16 protein-coding genes are annotated in these 17,954 nt (G+C 60.2%); 5 read left to right on the forward strand and 11 right to left on the reverse strand.

The window, feature by feature from the left end:
• Positions 1-535: 535 nt before the first annotated feature.
• The 9 genes from ACN0WV_RS08260 to ACN0WV_RS08300 all read right to left on the reverse strand — a co-directional run bounded on the left by ACN0WV_RS08260 (position 536) and on the right by ACN0WV_RS08300 (position 11,227).
• Positions 536-1,315, reverse strand: a complete 780-nt coding sequence (locus tag ACN0WV_RS08260; RefSeq protein WP_417605106.1) for an enoyl-CoA hydratase-related protein — start codon at positions 1,313-1,315, stop codon at positions 536-538.
• Positions 1,316-1,394: 79 nt separating this feature from the next.
• Positions 1,395-1,892, reverse strand: a complete 498-nt coding sequence (locus tag ACN0WV_RS08265; RefSeq protein ID WP_417604970.1) for a cytochrome c-type biogenesis protein — start codon at positions 1,890-1,892, stop codon at positions 1,395-1,397.
• Positions 1,889-3,856: a heme lyase CcmF/NrfE family subunit gene (locus tag ACN0WV_RS08270; RefSeq protein WP_417604971.1), complete on the reverse strand. Its 1,968-nt coding sequence runs from the start codon at positions 3,854-3,856 to the stop codon at positions 1,889-1,891. The genes ACN0WV_RS08265 and ACN0WV_RS08270 overlap by 4 nt, the downstream gene beginning before the upstream one ends.
• A 74-nt stretch (positions 3,857-3,930) precedes the next feature.
• Positions 3,931-4,500 carry a holin family protein gene (locus tag ACN0WV_RS08275; protein WP_417604972.1) on the reverse strand — a complete coding sequence of 190 codons (570 nt, stop codon included), beginning with the start codon at positions 4,498-4,500 and terminating at the stop codon, positions 3,931-3,933.
• Complete coding sequence (locus ACN0WV_RS08280) at positions 4,491-5,102, reverse strand: holin-associated N-acetylmuramidase (protein WP_417604974.1); 612 nt, start codon at positions 5,100-5,102, stop codon at positions 4,491-4,493. Before ACN0WV_RS08280 ends, ACN0WV_RS08275 begins: the two co-directional genes overlap by 10 nt.
• A gap of 92 nt (positions 5,103-5,194) precedes the next feature.
• Positions 5,195-5,638 (reverse strand): cytochrome c maturation protein CcmE, encoded by a 444-nt coding sequence (gene ccmE / locus ACN0WV_RS08285; protein ID WP_417604975.1) that lies wholly within the window; start codon positions 5,636-5,638, stop codon positions 5,195-5,197.
• Between the two features lie 81 nt (positions 5,639-5,719).
• Entirely contained in the window at positions 5,720-6,748 is a 1,029-nt protein-coding gene (argC, locus tag ACN0WV_RS08290) for an N-acetyl-gamma-glutamyl-phosphate reductase (protein WP_417604977.1), read from the reverse strand.
• A 72-nt stretch (positions 6,749-6,820) separates the two neighbouring features.
• Positions 6,821-7,633, reverse strand: coding sequence for a glutamate racemase (murI, locus tag ACN0WV_RS08295; RefSeq protein ID WP_084350114.1), 813 nt, complete (start codon positions 7,631-7,633; stop codon positions 6,821-6,823).
• A gap of 174 nt (positions 7,634-7,807) precedes the next feature.
• Positions 7,808-11,227, reverse strand: coding sequence for an indolepyruvate ferredoxin oxidoreductase family protein (locus ACN0WV_RS08300; protein ID WP_417604979.1), 3,420 nt, complete (start codon positions 11,225-11,227; stop codon positions 7,808-7,810).
• A gap of 165 nt (positions 11,228-11,392) precedes the next feature.
• Between ACN0WV_RS08300 and ACN0WV_RS08305 the strand changes: the two genes are divergently transcribed.
• The 5 genes from ACN0WV_RS08305 to grxD all read left to right on the forward strand — a co-directional run bounded on the left by ACN0WV_RS08305 (position 11,393) and on the right by grxD (position 16,593).
• On the forward strand, positions 11,393-12,310 hold the full coding sequence (locus ACN0WV_RS08305) for a LysR family transcriptional regulator (protein WP_084350116.1): 918 nt from the start codon (positions 11,393-11,395) through the stop codon (positions 12,308-12,310).
• 461 nt (positions 12,311-12,771) lie between these two features.
• Positions 12,772-14,931 carry a phosphoribosylformylglycinamidine synthase subunit PurL gene (gene purL, locus ACN0WV_RS08310; protein ID WP_417604980.1) on the forward strand — a complete coding sequence of 720 codons (2,160 nt, stop codon included), beginning with the start codon at positions 12,772-12,774 and terminating at the stop codon, positions 14,929-14,931.
• An 8-nt stretch (positions 14,932-14,939) separates the two neighbouring features.
• Positions 14,940-15,809 carry a hypothetical protein gene (locus ACN0WV_RS08315; protein ID WP_417604982.1) on the forward strand — a complete coding sequence of 290 codons (870 nt, stop codon included), beginning with the start codon at positions 14,940-14,942 and terminating at the stop codon, positions 15,807-15,809.
• A 60-nt stretch (positions 15,810-15,869) separates the two neighbouring features.
• Complete coding sequence (locus ACN0WV_RS08320) at positions 15,870-16,112, forward strand: BolA/IbaG family iron-sulfur metabolism protein (protein ID WP_084350119.1); 243 nt, start codon at positions 15,870-15,872, stop codon at positions 16,110-16,112.
• Positions 16,113-16,230: 118 nt separating this feature from the next.
• The gene (grxD, locus tag ACN0WV_RS08325) at positions 16,231-16,593 is read left to right on the forward strand and encodes a Grx4 family monothiol glutaredoxin (RefSeq protein ID WP_084350120.1); all 363 of its coding nucleotides are present in this window, start codon (positions 16,231-16,233) and stop codon (positions 16,591-16,593) included.
• Between the two features lie 250 nt (positions 16,594-16,843).
• Here the strand turns inward: grxD and ACN0WV_RS08330 are convergent, their stop codons facing one another.
• Positions 16,844-17,251, reverse strand: a complete 408-nt coding sequence (locus ACN0WV_RS08330) for a cell division protein ZapA (protein WP_417604985.1) — start codon at positions 17,249-17,251, stop codon at positions 16,844-16,846.
• Positions 17,251-17,799 (reverse strand): hypothetical protein, encoded by a 549-nt coding sequence (locus ACN0WV_RS08335; protein WP_417604987.1) that lies wholly within the window; start codon positions 17,797-17,799, stop codon positions 17,251-17,253. The genes ACN0WV_RS08330 and ACN0WV_RS08335 overlap by 1 nt, the downstream gene beginning before the upstream one ends.
• Positions 17,800-17,954 lie beyond the last annotated feature (155 nt).

Here is a 17,954-nt window from a genome sequence, read left to right on the forward strand (position 1 = left end):
ACCCCGGCCGGGCCGGTGCGTGTCTTGCTGTGGTCTTCAGGGGATCTGTCGTTGGGGATAAAATATGCCGCGAAATGAATGCCACGCACTCCTACATGGGATCCACTTCGCGACATGAGAAGAATCAGGGCCACTCACCCGTTTCCCGCCGTCATAAAAAACCTCCTCTTGCAAAGAGATCTTTGATAAAATTGTTGCAGACCCGAAAATCCTTCGAATTACAGGTCGATATATATGAATAAAGTGTAGACATTGTATACGATATACATTGAGACAATTTCAACAATTAAGTTGAAGAAAAAACCCTGTAGAATCAACGAATGAAATTAAATGAATGCAATTCAAATGCGTCGGGAATCAACTTACCCAACGTCATTCGACTTGTGGCAGCCTGCACGCCCTGCGGTGCGCTTCGAGAGCGTGGCCGCAAAACACGCTCTGCACGGATGCCTAGCGCCTGAAACCCACGGCATCAGGTGAACGCCTCAAGCGTGCCGAACTATGGTCCGGCACGGGTCAATCCGGTGGTTGCGCTTCAGCGCCCTTCGTAATTGGCCGGGCGTTTTTCAAGAAAAGCCACGACACCTTCTTTGAAATCACGGGTCTGACCGCATTTGCCTTGCAATTGCGCCTCCAGCGCCAATTGTTCGTCCAGCGTATTGTCAAAGCTGCCGCGAATTGCCTGTTTCAGCGCATTATATGCGGCCGTTGGACCATTTGCCAAATGCGCCGCGCGTTTGCGCCAATGGGTCTCAAACCCGTCATCCGCCACGGCCTCGTAGATCATGCCCCAGTCATCGGCCTGTCGGGCGGAAATCTTGTCGGCGAACAGCGCCGCCCCCATCGCCTTGGCCATGCCCATCTGGCGCGGCAGGTAATAGCTGCCGCCTGCATCCGGGATCAGGCCGATCCGGGTGAAGGCCTGAATGAAGGCAGCGCTTTCCGTGGCAATGACAACATCCGCCGCAAGCGCAAGATTCGCCCCCGCCCCCGCAGCCGCACCGTTCACGGCACAGATCGTCGGCACCGGGCATTCGTAGATCGCCTTGAGCATCGGTTCGTATTCGTCGCGCAGCACGCGTTCCAGATCCAGATTGGCCGCATTGGCCCGGTCGCCCAGATCCTGCCCGGAACAGAAGGCCCGCCCGCCCGCGCCTGTCAGGACCACGACGCGCGCCTCTTTACCGCCTTGGCGCACGGCTTGCGTGATCTCGGCACGCATCTGCGTGTCCAGAGCGTTCATCACGTCGGGCCGGTTCAGCGTCACGACGCAGATGTTGTCGCTGACCTCATAGGTGATGGTTTCGTAATGCACGGGCGCTGTCTCCTTGTTGAGCAATCTTTGCGCCGCATCAAACACGCAGCCGCCGGAAATGGCAAAGCCCAACGCAACGTCACGGGTCGTTGCGATCAAGGATCTCTTTCAGCCGCGCGCTTTCGTCAGCGTTCAGCCCCTGCTCAGCCGGTGCCCGCGCGTGTGACCGGCGGCGGATATAAACGACACCCACCCCAAGCGCGGTGACCAGCATCAAGGGGCCTGCCGCCCAAAGCAACCAGTTCGCGCCCCCGGTCGTGGGTTTCAGCAGCACGAACTCGCCATAGCGATCGACGATAAAGGCCAGCGCCTCTGCGTCGCTGTCGCCCTCGACCAGACGTTCGCGCACCAGAAGGCGCAGATCCCGCGCCAGCGAGGCATTGGATTCGTCGATGCTCTCGTTCTGACACACCAGACAGCGCAGCCCCTTGGACAGTTCGCGCGCACGCAACTCCAGCGCCGGGTCGTCCAGCACCTCGTCCGGTTGCACAGCCCAGACCGGTGCGGCCAGCAGCGCAAGGCAAAGCACAAGGATGTAGGGTGGGGTTTTACCCCACCATTCCCGGAACCGCCTCATTCCGCAGGCACGCCCGCAGGTGCAGGCGCTTTGCGCGCCCCCGCGGCCACCCGGTAGCGGCGGTCCGTCAGGGACAATCCGCCGCCAAGTGCCATGATCAGGCACCCGGCCCAGATCCAGCCCGCCAGCGGCTTGACATAGGTGCGCATGGTCCACGCGTCATTGCCCTGCGCATCCCCGATCACCACATAGACATCGCGCAAAAACCGGTAATCGATGGCCGCTTCGGTCGTGGGCATCTTGGCCACCGGATAGCTGCGCTTTTCGGGATAAAGCGTCGCGATCTGCTGTCCGTCCTGTGCCAGGGTGACATTTGCCGTGGTCGAGAAATAATTCGGTCCGCGCACCCTTTCGACGCTGTTCAGGGTCAATTCATAGCCCGACACCTCGAAAGGCTCGCCGATATTCGCGACGCGGATATCCTCGGTCTGCCAGGCGGTCAGACCGGCAATGCCGAAGATGGTGATGCCCAGCCCGGCATGGGCCACCGATTTGCCCCAATCGGCGCGCGGCAGGCGCATCAGGCGGCGCAGATCACGCGATCGGCCCGTGCGGGTCCACAGATCCGTCAAAGACCCGAAAACCAGCCAACTCCCCAGGAACAGCCCCACCGGCCCCAGCAGGCTGCGCCCGGACTGCATGGCCCAGGTCAGCCCCGCCAGCGCCAAGGCCAGCACCAGCGCGGGAAGTAGTTGACGGGTCACCCGGCCAGGCTTGGCACGTTTCCAGGGCAGCATTGCGCCCAGCGGCAGGATCAGCCCCAGCACCACCATGAACGGCGTGAAGGCCATGTCGAAGAAGGGCGCACCGACGCTCAGCTTGCGGTCAAAGAACATCTCGGCGGCCAGCGGCCAGATCGTGCCGACAAACACCACCAGCGACGCCACCGACAGCAGGATGTTGTTCGCCACCAACGCGCTTTCGCGGCTGACAACGGCAAACACCCCCTTCGCCTCCATGGTTCCGGCGCGCGCGGCAAACAGCGTCAACGCACCTCCGGTAAAGACGGCAAGGATCATCAGGATGAACACGCCGCGTTCGGGGTCATTGGCGAAGGCGTGTACACTGGTCAGCACGCCGGAACGCACGATGAATGTGCCGATCATTGAGAAGCCGAACGCCATGATCGCCAACAGGATGGTCCAGCTTTTCAGCGCCTCGCGCTTTTCCACGACAATGGAACTGTGCAGCAGCGCCGCCGCAAAGAGCCACGGCATGAAGCTGGCATTTTCCACCGGATCCCAGAACCAGAACCCGCCCCAGCCAAGCTCGTAATAGGCCCACCAGGACCCGAGCGCGATGCCGATGGTCAGGAAGATCCACGCCGCCAGCGTCCAGGGCCGCACCCAGCGACCCCATGCGGCATCCACGCGCCCCTCGATCAGGGCGGCGACGGCGAAACTGAAGCAGACGCTCAGGCCGACATAGCCGAGGTAGAGAAAGGGCGGATGGAAGGCCAATCCCGGATCCTGCAACAGCGGATTCAGGTCCTGCCCGTCAAAGGGCGGCACCGCGAGGCGCAGGAACGGGTTGGAGGTAAACAGGATGAACGCCAGAAACGCCACGCCAATCGCGGCCTGCACCGACAGCACCCGCGCGCGCAATGTGGGTGGCAGTTGCGCCCCGAACCACGCCACCATCGCGCCGAAAAGGCTGAGAATCAGAACCCAGAGCAGCATGGAGCCTTCGTGATTCCCCCAAACGCCCGAAATCTTGTAAAGCATCGGCTTGGCCGAATGACTGTTCAACACCACAAGGCGCAGGCTGAAATCGCTGGTCACGAATGCATAGGTCAGCGCCGCAAAGGCAAAGCCCAGCAGCAAAAACTGCGTGGTGGCGGCCGGTTCGGCAACCGACATCCAGCCCGGCCAGCGCCTGTGCGCACCGATGATGGGGACAACAGTCTGCACGATGGCGACGAGGAAGGCGAGGATGAGGGCGAAATGCCCGAGCTCTGTAATCATGCAAGGGTTATATTCGCGTAAAGCGGGGCGGGCCAATGGTTTTCCCCGCCCCGCCCCGTTCACATTGTCGCGCCCTACCCGGTTTTGCTGGCCCGCCACTCTGCAAGCGCGGGATTTTCTGCATTTCTTTCGACCAAAGGCACCGGCTCGGGGGCCGGTGCGGGCGACGCCTGGCTCTGCCGCAACGACTCGATCTCTTCCACCGTGCGCATCACGCCGGGCGTCATGCCGACCGTGCGCGCCAGATCCGCCTGATAGGCCTGTCCCTTTGCCTGATGCCGCGCGCCGAAATAGAACGACACGATTGCGCCCAAAAGCCACCACATCGGTTCCGGCACCAGCGCAATCCCGGCCATGCGCGCGGCGAACCACACCGGGTCCACCATCGCCGCGCAGAACAGCCCCAGCGTGCCAAGCGCCAGCGCGGGCCGTGGCAGCCGGTTCACGCCATCCATGAACCTGTCGAAACCGCCACGTTTGGGTTGCACGAATTCCTGCCCGAACTGCCGCAAGGCATCGCCGCGCAGCGTCGCGCCGCGCGCAGCCTCGGCCTCGGCATTCACCCGGAAGATCTCGGCGGTTTGCGCCACGACATTGCGCCCGCCGCCAAAGACGACGCCCAACAGCCTTTCAATCAACCCCATGCCGACACCCGTGCCCGAAACGCGTTTTCGCTCAGATGAAACCGGGGTGAGATGAACTCTTCGGCGCGTTTGATCCAGCCGCCCTTGCCGCCCTTCCGGCTGCGCGCATATTTGCGCGAGCTGGGCCGCGCATCGGCCAGGCCGAAATAGTAATTCCGCCGGGCAATCCCGTAGGCATCCACCATATAGGCCGGGGCCGCGACCATGCACCGCGCCGTCGCAGCGATGGTCTGCGGCCCCAAAGCCCCGTCAACCGCGACGGTGTCACCCATCTCGCAGAGCAGCCGTTGCAGGATCTTGACCGCATTGGCCCCGGCATTAACATACATATCGAAAACCGAGGGCTGAAGCGCCTCGGGAAGCTCTGCCAATCGCGGCTCGACGAAATAGTGCCGCAGGAAGATCTCGACCGCCTGGGCGCGATCAAGCTGCCGAACATCCGCCGCATCAACCTTTCCGTCTTGGGTCAGATCCAACCCCAACCGCCGCATCGTGTGGATCGTCACACCATGGTTCGTGGCCCCGCCGGGATCGTCGGGGTCGTTCACATAGCCGCCTTCACGGGCGACAATCTGCTCTGCAATCTGCCTGACATTGGGCATGTGGGCTGCCTCTCGCTTGCCTGAAACCTCGGCACAAACGATTGCAGCAATTGGTTAATGCGGCCCGATCTGACCGTGCGCAGCCCCGCGCGTCAGCTTTCGGGGGCCTGGTAGACGCCTTGTTCCTTCAGCGCGTCCACAACCTCTTTCGGCATGTAGGTCTCGTCATGTTTTGCAAGAATTTCAGAGGCTTCGAAGACACCGTTGATGTATTTTCCAGTGCCCACCATGCCTTGCTTCTCGCCGAACAGATCCGGCAGGACGCCGCCGAACACCACCGGAACGGTCGCGCCCCCATCGGTCACGCGAAAGCGGATCAGCTCTCCCTGGCCGCGTTGCAGCGATCCTTCCTCGACCAATCCGCCAATCCGGAATGTCTCATTCGGGGCGGGTGGTTCCGCCATCACCTGACTGGGTGAGCGGAAAAAGTTGATCCCGTCCTGCATCCCGTATCCGATCAGCACGGTGCTGGCCGCAAGCGCGACCACGGCCACGGCGACAACCTGAATACGACGCTTTTTCTTGAGGCTCTTCATGCGTCCTCTCCTTTGGAACAGGCAAAACCTACCCGAAAAATTCTGCCGGGACAGAGGTCAAATCGTCCCGGCTGCACGCATTTACGGGAAACAGGGCACCAGAGTCAGCCCTGCGGCCTCATCCTCACCCAACATCAGGTTCGCATTTTGCAATGCTTGACCCGAAGACCCTTTGGTCAGGTTGTCCAACGCGGCCACAACGATGGCCCGCCCCGGTTTGCGATCCCCCGTCACGCCGATATGGCAGAAATTCGACCCGCGCACATGATGCGTCGACGGTGTCTCGCCAAAGGGAAGCACTTGCAGGAACGGCTCGTCGGCATAGGCATCGCGCAACGCCGCATAGACCTCTTGCGGATCGCCGCTGACATAGGTGGTGGCCAGGATACCACGGTTCGCAGGCATCAGATGCGGCGTGAACTGCACCTCTACGGGACGTCCTGCGAGTTTGGAAAATTCCTGATCAAACTCGCCCAGATGCCGGTGCGTGCCACCCACGGCATAGGCGTTGTAGCCTTCGGACAATTCGGCATGCATCAGGTTTTCCTTCAGCGCCCGGCCCGCGCCCGACACGGCACATTTCAGATCAAGGATAATATCGTCCAGCCCGATCACCCCACTCGAGATCAGCGGCCGAAGCGCATATTGCCCGGTCGCCGCATTGCAGCCGGTGCCGGCCACAAGCCGCGCTTCCCGAATCTCGTCGCGGTAGAATTCGGTCAGACCGTAAACCGCCTCTTTCTGCACCTCGACCGCAGCATGCGGGTTGCCGTACCACTTTTGGTATTCCGCCGGATCGCGCAGCCGGAAATCCGCCGACAGATCGACGATCTTCAGGTCTTTCGGCAGATCGCGGATCACCTCCTGGCTGGTCTTGTGCGGCAAAGCGCAAAAGCACAGGTCGATCTTGGCAAAGTCGATCTCATCCGCCGTCACCAGATCCGGCAGGTCGAGATGGCGCAAATGCGGATAAACCGTCGCCATGCTTTGTCCGGCCTTGGCATTGGCTCCAAGAGCAGCAATCTGCATCGAGGGATGGGTGGCGATCAGGCGGATCAGTTCCGCACCGGTATAGCCAGAGGCACCGAGGATCGCGATTTTATGAGTCATGTCGTTTCCCTTCAGGGGGCATTTGTACAAATTCGGGGGGCAAATGTCACAAAAGGCACCAAACGCGGCGCGTCAGGCGCTTTGAAACTCGACCTGTCGTCGCAGGAAATGCGTCGCCTGATCGGACACTTTGCGCGGGTTGCCACTGGTCAGGCAAATCGCGTTTTCACCACGCCCCAACATTCCCGGATGACGCTCCAGATAGTCGGCAAGGCTGGCGGCCACCAGATCGGCTTGGCTGTAAACCGTCACGTCCGGGCCAAGCGCTGCCTGAAACACATCCTGCATCAACGGGTAGTGCGTGCAGCCCAGAATGGCCGCCTGCGGTTCGGGCATTTTCCGTTTCAAAGCATCGACATGGCTGCGCACCAAAGCCTCGGCCAGGATCATGTCACCCTCTTCGATGGCATCGACCAACCCGCCGCAGGCCTGCGCCTCGACATCCACACCAATGGCGCGAAACGCCAGTTCACGCTGAAACGCACGGCTGCGCACCGTGGCGGGCGTCGCAAACAACGCAACATGCTTGACCGCGACTTCGCGCGGCGGGCTATTATCGCCCCATTGCCGTTCTGTAAGTGCCTCGATCAATGGGACAAAAACGCCCAGCACGCGCTTTTCAGGCGGTATCCAGCTTTCTTGCATCCGCCGCAACGCCGCAGCGCTCGCGGTATTACAGGCCAGGATGACCAGATCGCAGCCTTCCTCCCAAAGCCGCGACACGGCGGCGGTTGTCAGGTTGTAGACATCCTCGGCATCCCGGACACCGTAGGGCGCGTTCTTGTTGTCGCCCAGATAGACGAAAGGCACGTCCGGCAACCGCCTGGACACCGCGTCGAGGACCGTCAACCCCCCAAGACCACTGTCAAAAATTCCTACCGCCATGCGGATACCCCGGCCGTCAGCCCTTGCGTTTGTCTTAAATCTCGAACCCGCAGTCATAAGACCGAAGCGGGATCGGTGAAAGCTCTTACGTCTCTTTTCGCAAGAAATCCACAAGTGCGCGAGTCCCATTCCGGACGGCGCCGCTGAGCTTGCCGACCACGCGGTGCGCCGGATCTATTCCGCTGCCTTGGACATCGGCGCGCCGCCCGCGCGCAGCATCGCCAACAGTTCTTCGCGTCGTTTGGCAGCCTTGGTCTCATTCGCCATCTTTACCGGCCCGAACCCTTTGATCTGCAACGGCAATTCCGCCAATGCGACCGCCACATCCATCGTGTCGGCGCTCAGATGCTTTTCGACCTCGTCCATATCCGCCTGATATTGCGCGATCAGCGCGCGTTCCATCTTGCGTTCCGCGGTATAGCCGAACGGATCGAACGGCGTGCCGCGCAACCCTTTGAACCGCGCCATCAACCGCAACGGACGTTCCAGCCAAGGCCCGAATTCACGCTTCTGAGGACGGCCATCCGCGCCCATGCGAGCAAGCATCGGCGGCGCGAGGTGAAAGCTCATCTTGAAATCGCCGTCAAACTCTTCCCTGGCCTTGTCGCGGCTGGTCAAAAGCAGACGGGCGACCTCGTACTCATCCTTGTATGAAAATAGCTTATGATAGCCTTTTGCCACGGCCTCGCGCAGGGCGGGATCGGTGAAGCGGTCAACCATCTGCATATAGCGCTTGGCCAGTCGCTTGCCCTGATAGGCGGTAAGATGTTCGACACGAAATGCAATCTTCTCGTCCAGCGATTGCGGCCGGCCGACGACATTCGGCTCTATCAACTGTCTGGCCTGTTCCGGATTCAGCACGGCCCAACGTCCGATCTGGAAGGCGCGCTGATTGCGCTCCACCGCCGCACCGTTCAGCTCTATCGCCTGATTTATCGCATCCAGGCTAAGGGGCACCAGCCCGCGCTGCCACGCGGCCCCGAGGATCATCATGTTGGAAAAGATCGAGTCGCCCATCGTGGCGCGCGCAAGTTCGGTCGCGTCGAACAGATCGACCCGGTCTTTCATCCTTGCTTCAAGAGCGAGCCGCAACCTGTCGCTGGGCAACGTAAAATCCGTGTCGCGCGTGAAGTCCCCGGTGATGATCTCATGGCTGTTCACGACCGCGCCGCTGCGGCCCGTGCGGGTCAGGCCAAGCGTCTTGGCACCCGCACTGACCACCAGATCGCCGCCGATCAGGGCATCCGCTTCACCCGTGGCCACGCGGATCGCATTGATATCTTCGGGCCGTTCGGCGATGCGGCAATGGATGTGCACCGCGCCGCCCTTTTGGGCAAGGCCTGCCATTTCCATCATGCCTGCGCCCTTGCCGTCGATCTGCGCGGCCTGGGCAAGCACTGCTCCGATGGTCACGACCCCGGTGCCACCAACGCCCGTGATGACAACATTATAGGTTCCGTTGATCGCCGGGATCTGCTGGTCAGGCAGGTCCGGCAAGTCCAGAGCGGCCGTCGCGCCCTTCTTGAGCTGCGCCCCTTCCAGCGTCACGAAAGACGGGCAAAACCCTTTCAGACAAGAGAAATCCTTGTTGCACGCGGATTGGTCAATCGCGCGCTTTCGGCCCAGCTCTGTCTCTTCGGGAACAATCGCCACGCAGTTCGACTGCACTCCGCAATCGCCGCAGCCTTCGCAGACATCGGTGTTGATGAACACGCGCTTGTCGGGATCGGGAAACTTGCCCCGCTTGCGTCGGCGGCGTTTCTCGGCCGCGCAGGTCTGGACATAGATGATTGCCGAGACGCCTTCGTGCTTCGTGAACGCCTCCTGTATCGCAGGCATGTCAGAACGCTCATGTAATTCAATGCCTTGCGGAAAGGATTTAAGGTCAATATCTTCCTTTTCGTCGTAGACCACGGCGATATTTCGGCATCCCATCGCCTTGACTTCGGCGGCAATACGCTGCGGGGAAAGGCCGCCTTCGTTGGGCTGGCCACCCGTCATGGCAACGGCGTCGTTATAGAGGATCTTGTAGGTGATATTTGTCCCAGCCGCCAAGGCTGCCCGGATCGCCTGCACGCCTGAATGGTTGTAGGTGCCGTCGCCAAGATTCTGAAACACATGGGGCCGGTTAGAGAACGGTGCCTCTCCGATCCAGTTCGCCCCTTCGCCGCCCATATGGGTAAAGCCTGTGGTTTCACGGTCCATCCACTGTACCATGTAGTGACAGCCGATGCCCGCATAGGCACGGCTGCCCTCGGGTACTTTGGTAGAGGTGTTGTGCGGGCAACCGGCGCAATAGTAAGGCAGACGAGCCGCAATATCTTCGGCATTGTCGGCGCGGCGCGCCTCGTCCAGCGCCTGCATCCCGGCCTTGACACCATCTGTGCCGCGCCCTTCGTCGATCAGGATGCCACCGATTTTCTCGGCAATCAGGATCGGGTCGAGGGCGGCGCGTGTCGGGAACAACTCGTCGTCATGCATGCCCCCTGCACCGCTTTTGTACCAGCCATAGACGCGGCGTCCCTGTCGGTCGTCAAAGATCGCCTCCTTGATCTGTACCTCGATCAGCTTGCGCTTTTCCTCGACCACGACAATCAGATCCAACCCCTCTGCCCAGTCGTGAAAGCCTTTCATGTCCAGCGGCCAGGTCTGCCCGACCTTGTATGTGGTCAGGCCTAGGCGCAGCGCCTCATCCGCGTCAATATTCAGCAGGCTGAACGCATGCACCAGATCCAGCCAGTTCTTGCCAGCCGCGACAAAGCCGATCTTGGCACCGGGCTTGCCCCAGACGCGCTTGTCCATCTTGTTGACATGGCTGAACTCTTCGGCGGCAAAGCGCTTATAGTCAATCATCCGCGCTTCTTGCGCGTGCGGCGTGTCCCCAAGCCGAATGTTCAGCCCATCCTTGGGCATCACAAAATTCGGCAGGCTCAGCTGCATCCGGTCCGGACGGCCATCCACCACCGAGGTCGCCTCGATCGTGTCTTTCATCGTCTTGAGACCAACCCAGAGGCCGGAAAACCGCGACAGGGCATAGCCGTAGATGCCGTAATCCAGCACTTCCTGCACACCGGCGGGGCTGACCACCGGCATATAGGCATCGACCATCGCCCATTCCGATTGGTGCAACACGGTAGAGCTTTCGCCGGTGTGGTCATCGCCCATCGCCATCAGCACACCGCCATGCTTTGACGATCCGGCCATATTGGCGTGGCGCATCACGTCTCCGGACCGATCCACCCCCGGCCCTTTGCCGTACCACAGACCGAAAACGCCATCATATTTGCCCTCGCCGCGCAGTTCGGCCTGCTGGCTGCCCCAAAGCGCCGTCGCGGCCAGATCTTCGTTCAGTCCGGGCTGGAAAGTGACGTCATACTTGTTCAACACCTTTCCGGCACGGGTCATTTGCAGATCGACGGCCCCCAGCGGCGATCCTCGATAGCCGGTGACAAATCCCGCAGTGTTCAATCCTGCCGCGCGGTCACGCTCTTTCTGCATGAGCATCAAGCGCACCAGCGCCTGCGTCCCGTTCAGCAGAACCGGTGACTTTTCCAGATCGAATCTGTCGTTAAGGGTGATCTCGGTCTTGCCCATCTCGCGTCTCCCGTCGCCAGTTGATGCATCATTTAGCGCTATATTAGGTCATAACAACTGACCTGCATAGCAAATTATTTCTGATTTTTCCGTGATCTCCGGATGTAACTTGCGTAAGAGACTGTATTTCACAATACGATCAACAACAGAGTGAAAGTTGCCGACATGGACTGGGACAAGCTCAGAATATTTCACGCAGTGGCGGATGCTGGCAGTCTAACCCATGCGGGCGACGTCTTGCACCTGTCGCAATCAGCCGTCAGCCGCCAGGTGCGCGCGCTGGAGGAATCGCTCAACACGACGCTGTTCCGCCGGCATGCCCGAGGACTGATTCTGACCGAACAGGGTGAATTGCTGTTCGAAGCCACGAATGCGATGATCAAACGACTTGATGCCGCCTCTGCGCGGATACGCGACAGCGAAGAAGAAGCCTTCGGTGACCTCAAGGTCACCACCACGACCGGGTTCGGCTCGCTCTGGCTGGCCCCGCGCCTGACGAAGCTGTACGAGAAATACCCCAATCTCAAGATCGACCTGATGTTGGAAGAACGCGTGCTAGACCTGCCGATGCGCGAGGCCGATGTGGCGATCCGCATGAAAGAACCCAGTCAGGCCGATCTGATCCGCAAGCGCTTGATGAGCGTGCGGATGCGGCTTTACGCGTCATCGGAATACCTGAAACAGAACGGCGTGCCGGTTGAGATGTCCGATATGTCGAACCACCGGCTGATTTGCCAGAACACCACGTCTGCGCAGGTCGGGGCCGGCCTGAACCTCGTGCAGGAACTGCTGACGCATGACATCAGGTCGATGCTGGCCGTGAACAACTATTTCGGCGTTTTACAGGGCGTCATTAATCATCTCGGCATCGGCGTTCTGCCCGATTACATCATCGAGGACTTCCCACAGGCGGTCCGCGTTCTTCCGGATGTCCAATCAATCGAAGTGCCGGTGTTCCTCGCCTATCCCGAAGAGATGAGACACTCCAAACGGATCTCTGTGTTCCGCGATTTTGTCGAAGAAGAGATCTTTGCCCACCGCAAACAGTTGAAAATGCTCGCCAGCACTTCAGCCATGCAATAATCGCATACCGGCAATGCTGCAACTGCGGCATTGCGGGGCTTGCCCGACTCAACTTCGATGACTAATTGAGCTTTTGAAGATGACGCGCCCAACAGCGCATCATTTTCACCTCCCTGTTGGACTTCGGCCGAGCTTTATGCTCGGCCTTTTTTTTGCAGATGTTTGCGCAAACGTCGGACGAATCATGGCTGTTGCGTTGCTGTGCAGCACGGCCCCGTTTGGCGATGCACCTTTGGCCGGGCCTAAGCATTTGTAACTGCGCGACCCACCAATCTGTCTGCCTGCCCAGGGTCCGCCAACCGCGCGTATATGGGTCTTCCAGGCGACGCCTATTGGCAAAATTGGTACAGACCGTTTACCTAGGCATCCATGATTGACGTCTTGTTTGGTGCCGCCCCCTTTCCCCCATGCGCCCCTTGCCCTAATAGAGACGCCAACCCGCAGCCTTGGATATATGACCGATGCAAGATCCCGTGATCACCCCTGATCTGATCGAGGCCCACGGCCTGAAAGAAAACGAATATGCCGAGATTCTGCGGCTGTTGAACCGAGAGCCGACATTCACCGAGCTTGGCATATTCTCGGCGATGTGGAACGAGCATTGTTCCTACAAGTCCTCCAAGAAGTGGCTGCGCACCTTGCCCACGACAGGCCCGCAGGTGATCTGCGGCCCCGGCGAGAATGCCGGCGTCGTCGATATTGGCGATGGTCAGGCCGTGGTCTTCAAAATGGAAAGCCACAACCACCCATCCTATATTGAACCCTATCAGGGCGCTGCGACAGGTGTCGGTGGCATCCTCCGCGACGTGTTCACCATGGGCGCGCGTCCAATTGCGGCGATGAACTCGCTCAGCTTTGGCGAGACGGCTCACCCCAAGACGCGCCAGCTTGTGCATGGCGTGGTCGAAGGCGTCGGCGGCTATGGCAACTGCTTCGGTGTGCCGACCGTCGGCGGTGAGGTGCGTTTTCACTCCGCCTATAATGGCAACTGTCTGGTGAACGCCTTTGCTGCGGGCCTTGCCGATGCGGACAAGATTTTCTATTCGGCAGCGTCGGGCGTTGGCATGCCTGTCGTCTATCTGGGTGCCAAGACCGGGCGCGACGGCGTCGGCGGGGCCACGATGGCCAGCGCGGAATTCGACGAGACCATCGAGGAAAAGCGTCCCACTGTTCAGGTCGGCGATCCGTTCACCGAAAAGCGCCTGATGGAGGCCACGCTGGAGCTGATGCAGACCGGCGCGGTGATCTCCATTCAGGATATGGGCGCGGCCGGTCTGACCTGTTCTGCGGTAGAGATGGGCGACAAGGGCGGGCTTGGCGTGCGGCTGGATCTGGAAAAAGTCCCCTGCCGCGAACGCAACATGACAGCCTATGAGATGATGCTGTCGGAATCCCAGGAACGCATGCTGATGGTGCTGCGCCCCGAGAAAGAGGCAGAGGCCAAGGCCGTGTTCGACAAATGGGACCTTGATTTCGCCATTGTCGGCGAAACCCTGCCCGAAGATCGCTTTCTGATTCAGCTGAACGGTGAGACGAAGGCCGATCTGCCGCTCAAGGCGCTGTCCGGCACCGCGCCCGAATATGATCGTCCCTGGGTTCCGACCCCCGCAGTCGAGCCGCTGGCGGATGTCCCCGAGATCGATCCGATCGATGGGCTGAAGGCCCTGCTTTCCAGCCCGAATTACGCGTCCAAGCAATGGGTCTACGAACAATATGACAGCCAGGTCATGGCCGACACCAATCGCGGGCCGGGGCTTGGCGCGGGCATCATCCGCGTGCATGGCACCGACAAGGCGCTGGCCTTCACGTCCGACGTGACACCGCGCTACGTCCGCGCAAACCCCGTTGAAGGCGGCAAGCAGGCGGTGGCCGAAGCGTATCGCAACCTGACCGCCGTCGGTGCGCTGCCGCTTGCCACGACCGACAACCTCAACTTCGGCAACCCCGAAAAGCCCGAGATCATGGGCCAGTTCGTAGGGGCCATCCAGGGTATTGGCGAGGCTTGTTCGGCGCTGGATATGCCGATCGTGTCGGGCAACGTCTCGCTTTATAACGAGACCGACGGTCAGGGCATCCTGCCCACGCCGACCATCGGCGCCGTTGGCCTGATTGACCATATCGACCATGTGATCGGCAAGGATGTGCGCGAAGGCCATGTTGCGCTGCTTTTGGGCGAGACCAAGGGCCATCTGGGGCAATCCGCCCTGCTGGCCGAGGTGTTCAACCGCGAGGACGGCGACGCGCCGCATGTTGATCTTGCCGCCGAAAAAAGCCACGGCGATTTCATCCGCGCCAACCGTGACTACATCACCGCTTGCACGGATCTGTCCGATGGCGGCCTGGCGCTGGCCGCGTTCGAATTGGCCGAGGCGGCGGGCGTCGGTCTGGTGCTGGACTCGGGCGATATGACGACATTGTTCGGCGAGGATCAGGCCCGCTATCTGATCGCGTGCAATTTCGATCAGGCAGAGGCTTTGATCGTCGCGGCGGGGCAAGCGGGTGTGCCGCTCAACTCGGTCGGCAAGTTCACCGGCGATACGGTCTCGCTTGGCCGCTCCTCTGCCCCTCTGGAAGAGCTGTCAGCGATCTACCGCGACAGCTTTGCCAACACCTTCGCCTGAACAACACAGTGCGCCGCCGCCGGATTACTTTCCTGATCGGGGCGCACAAGACCGCGACAACGCATCTGCAACGCAGTCTTCAGGCCAGCGCCGAACTGCTCGCGGAACATGGTATCGCGGCGGTCGGGCCTATGCCGCTGGGTGCCGATCTGATCCCGTTTGCCGAACTTGCAGGCAATCGCACGGACCATGCCTTTCTTCAAATGGTGGCCGAGGCGTTCCTGTCCAAATACTGCGGCTCTGCCTCGCATGCGGTGCTGATGAATGAAAACATCATGGGGCAACTCAGGCCAAAGCCGCTTTTGCGCGGTAGCCGGCTTTACGCCCCCGCGCCAGACCGGCTGGAACGGCTCTGTGCCCTATTTCCGGATCACGATCTGGACTTTGGTCTGGCAATCCGAAACCCCGCCGATTTCCTTGTCTCTGCCTGGGGCGAGGATATGAAAGGCGGAGCTTTTTATCCGATGCGTGACTATATTCGGGGTGTCGACCTGACCCGGCTCAGCTGGGCCGATCTTGTCACTCGCCTACAAAATGCCGCAGGCGGGTGCCCGTTCACTATCTGGCAATACGAAGAGTATCCCGCCATGGTGCCCGCTTTGCTGAAACACCTCTTGGGCGAAGAGGCCGCCCGCAACGTACATCTGAAAGGCAGTCGTCTGAACCCGGGCCTGTCCTCAGACGCGGTCGCCCTGTTGCGCAAAGGGGGCGACGCGGGACAACAGGCGTTCAAGGCCGCGCAGGCCGCTTTTCCCAAATCGGCGACGCACCCGGCTTTCGATCCCTGGGACGCTGCGACCAGACAGTGCTTCAATGCAAGCTACGCCCGCGATATTGCGGCAATCCGCGCCCTGCCCGGCGTGACGATTCCGGGTTAGGCCCCACTTGTCATCCGTGCCCGCGCTGCTTAGTTTCCGGGACAAGAGAAGGAACACGCCATGCCCATGCAAGCTCAGGAAATCGAGGATTTGATCCGCACCGAATTTCCACATGCCCAGATCACCATCACGGATCTTGCCGGCGACGGAAACCACTATGCCGCCGAGGTCATCGACGAGAGCTTTCGCGGCAAGAACCGGGTGCAGCAACAGCGCGCGGTCTATGCAGCCCTCAAGGGCAGTATGGATGGCAACCACGGCGAACTGCACGCGCTGGCTCTGACGACAAAGTCGCCGGAATGACCGGGACGGCTCGAATTTCGACATGCCTGCCAGGCAACAAACGAAATCTGGCCGAGACACACTGACACCAAGAGGCAGTCCGCAGAGCGGCACCTCATGCCCAGAAACGGAGCAAGACATGACCGACGCGAAAACCAGCATCGACGAAACAGTAAAAGCCAATGACGTGGTGCTTTACATGAAAGGCACCAAATCGATGCCGCAATGTGGCTTCTCCAGCCGGGTCGCGGGTGTGCTGAATTACATGGGCGTCGACTTCACCGATGTGAACGTTTTGGCGGATGACGCCATTCGCCAGGGGATCAAGGATTATTCCGAATGGCCGACCATTCCGCAGCTTTATGTGAAGGGTGAATTTGTGGGCGGCTGCGACATCATCACCGAAATGACCCTGTCAGGGGAGCTCGACCAGTTGTTTGAAAGCAACGGCGTAACCTATGACAAGGACGCCGCAGAGAAGATCCGCGAAGCCAACGGCTGACACAGTTTCAACACCGCTCCATTGCGGCTGACAAATTTAATACCCCAAGGAAGTGTTTCCTTGGGGTATTGTGTTAAAGCTGTTGGGAAGTTCAAGCGGCGTCAATGGATAGCGCCGCTCAAGCCAACCAGTTCAGTCGTTCATGGCAGCACATTCTTCTTTAGCCTGCCAGACTTCGATTGTGACTCTCACAAGCATGTTATGATCGATTGCACGCCAGACATTCCCCGCACGAACGAATTGCTGCGTCTCAGCCACCCGTTTTCACGTTGAGCTTTTCTTCGACATCCGCCGCAAGGGATTCTGCCCGCGCCGCTATTTCGGCCAATTGATCGGTCACCGATGACGGCACAACAGGAACCTCGACACGCTCTGGCTGCGGTTCGGGTCGTTGCTGCAAGTCTCGCAACTCCGCCTCAAGGGCGGAACACCGGTCTTCGGCGTCGCGCAGCTTGTCTTCCAAACCGGCTGTTTTGTCGGCCAGCATCAGACCGGCCATCAACAGCATCTGCGCTTCCGGCATCCGGCCGATTTGTTCGGACAGTACACTGGCTTCGCTATCCAGCATCCTGGCGGCGGAGTGCAGGAAGTGTTCTTCGCCTTCCTGACAGGCGACTTCGAATGTGCGGCCACCGATAACGACGTTCACTTCGGGCATCAGACGCCTCCTTTTGGCGCTACGTTGGCATCATTGTCGCCGTTCACGTTGTTCGCAGCGTCGATGAGCAACGGCTCCAGCGCCGCGAGAATAGCGCGGTTTTCGGCCGTCTCTGCCGCGCGTGTCGCGCGCAGGCCTTCCAATTCTGCCAACATCGCCGTGTCTATCAGATCCGTGTCGGCCACTCCGTCTTCCAGAGCGCGGCGCAGAGTGTCGTTGCTGTCTCGCAAAAGATCGTTGGCTTTGCGCAGGCGCTGCAAATCCCGGTCGATCTGTTCGGCAGCGGCGCGTTTGCTTTCAAGCTCTGCACGCAAGGCGTGGACCTCGCCCTGCTGTTTCTCGTGAATGGCACGCACGCGTTCTTCAAGCTTGGCATTTGCCTGCCGCTCGTTTTCCAGCGCGTCTTGCAGCTTTGCCATATCTTCCGGGTCATGCGCCGTCGCGGCGGCGGGTTCAGCAGTCTGGGCTGCGTCAAGCGCCACGACCCCCTGCCCGATCCTGTCCAGCGCCGCAACGATCCGGCGTTCCAACTCTTGAATCTGCGTCATCGGCCTCAAACCTCCGTCTATCGCGGGGCTTGACTGGTTGGTCTGTTACGAATCAGCCGCGCCCCGTTGTTGCGTAACTTTAGCAACCAAAAAGCGCAATTGCGCCCCCTTATGTGTCAAGGTGTTACAGGCGGTGCTTGAACTTCAATCCCGGA

Source organism: Primorskyibacter flagellatus, from assembly GCF_048268605.1.
GTDB classification, from domain to species: domain Bacteria; phylum Pseudomonadota; class Alphaproteobacteria; order Rhodobacterales; family Rhodobacteraceae; genus Primorskyibacter; species Primorskyibacter flagellatus.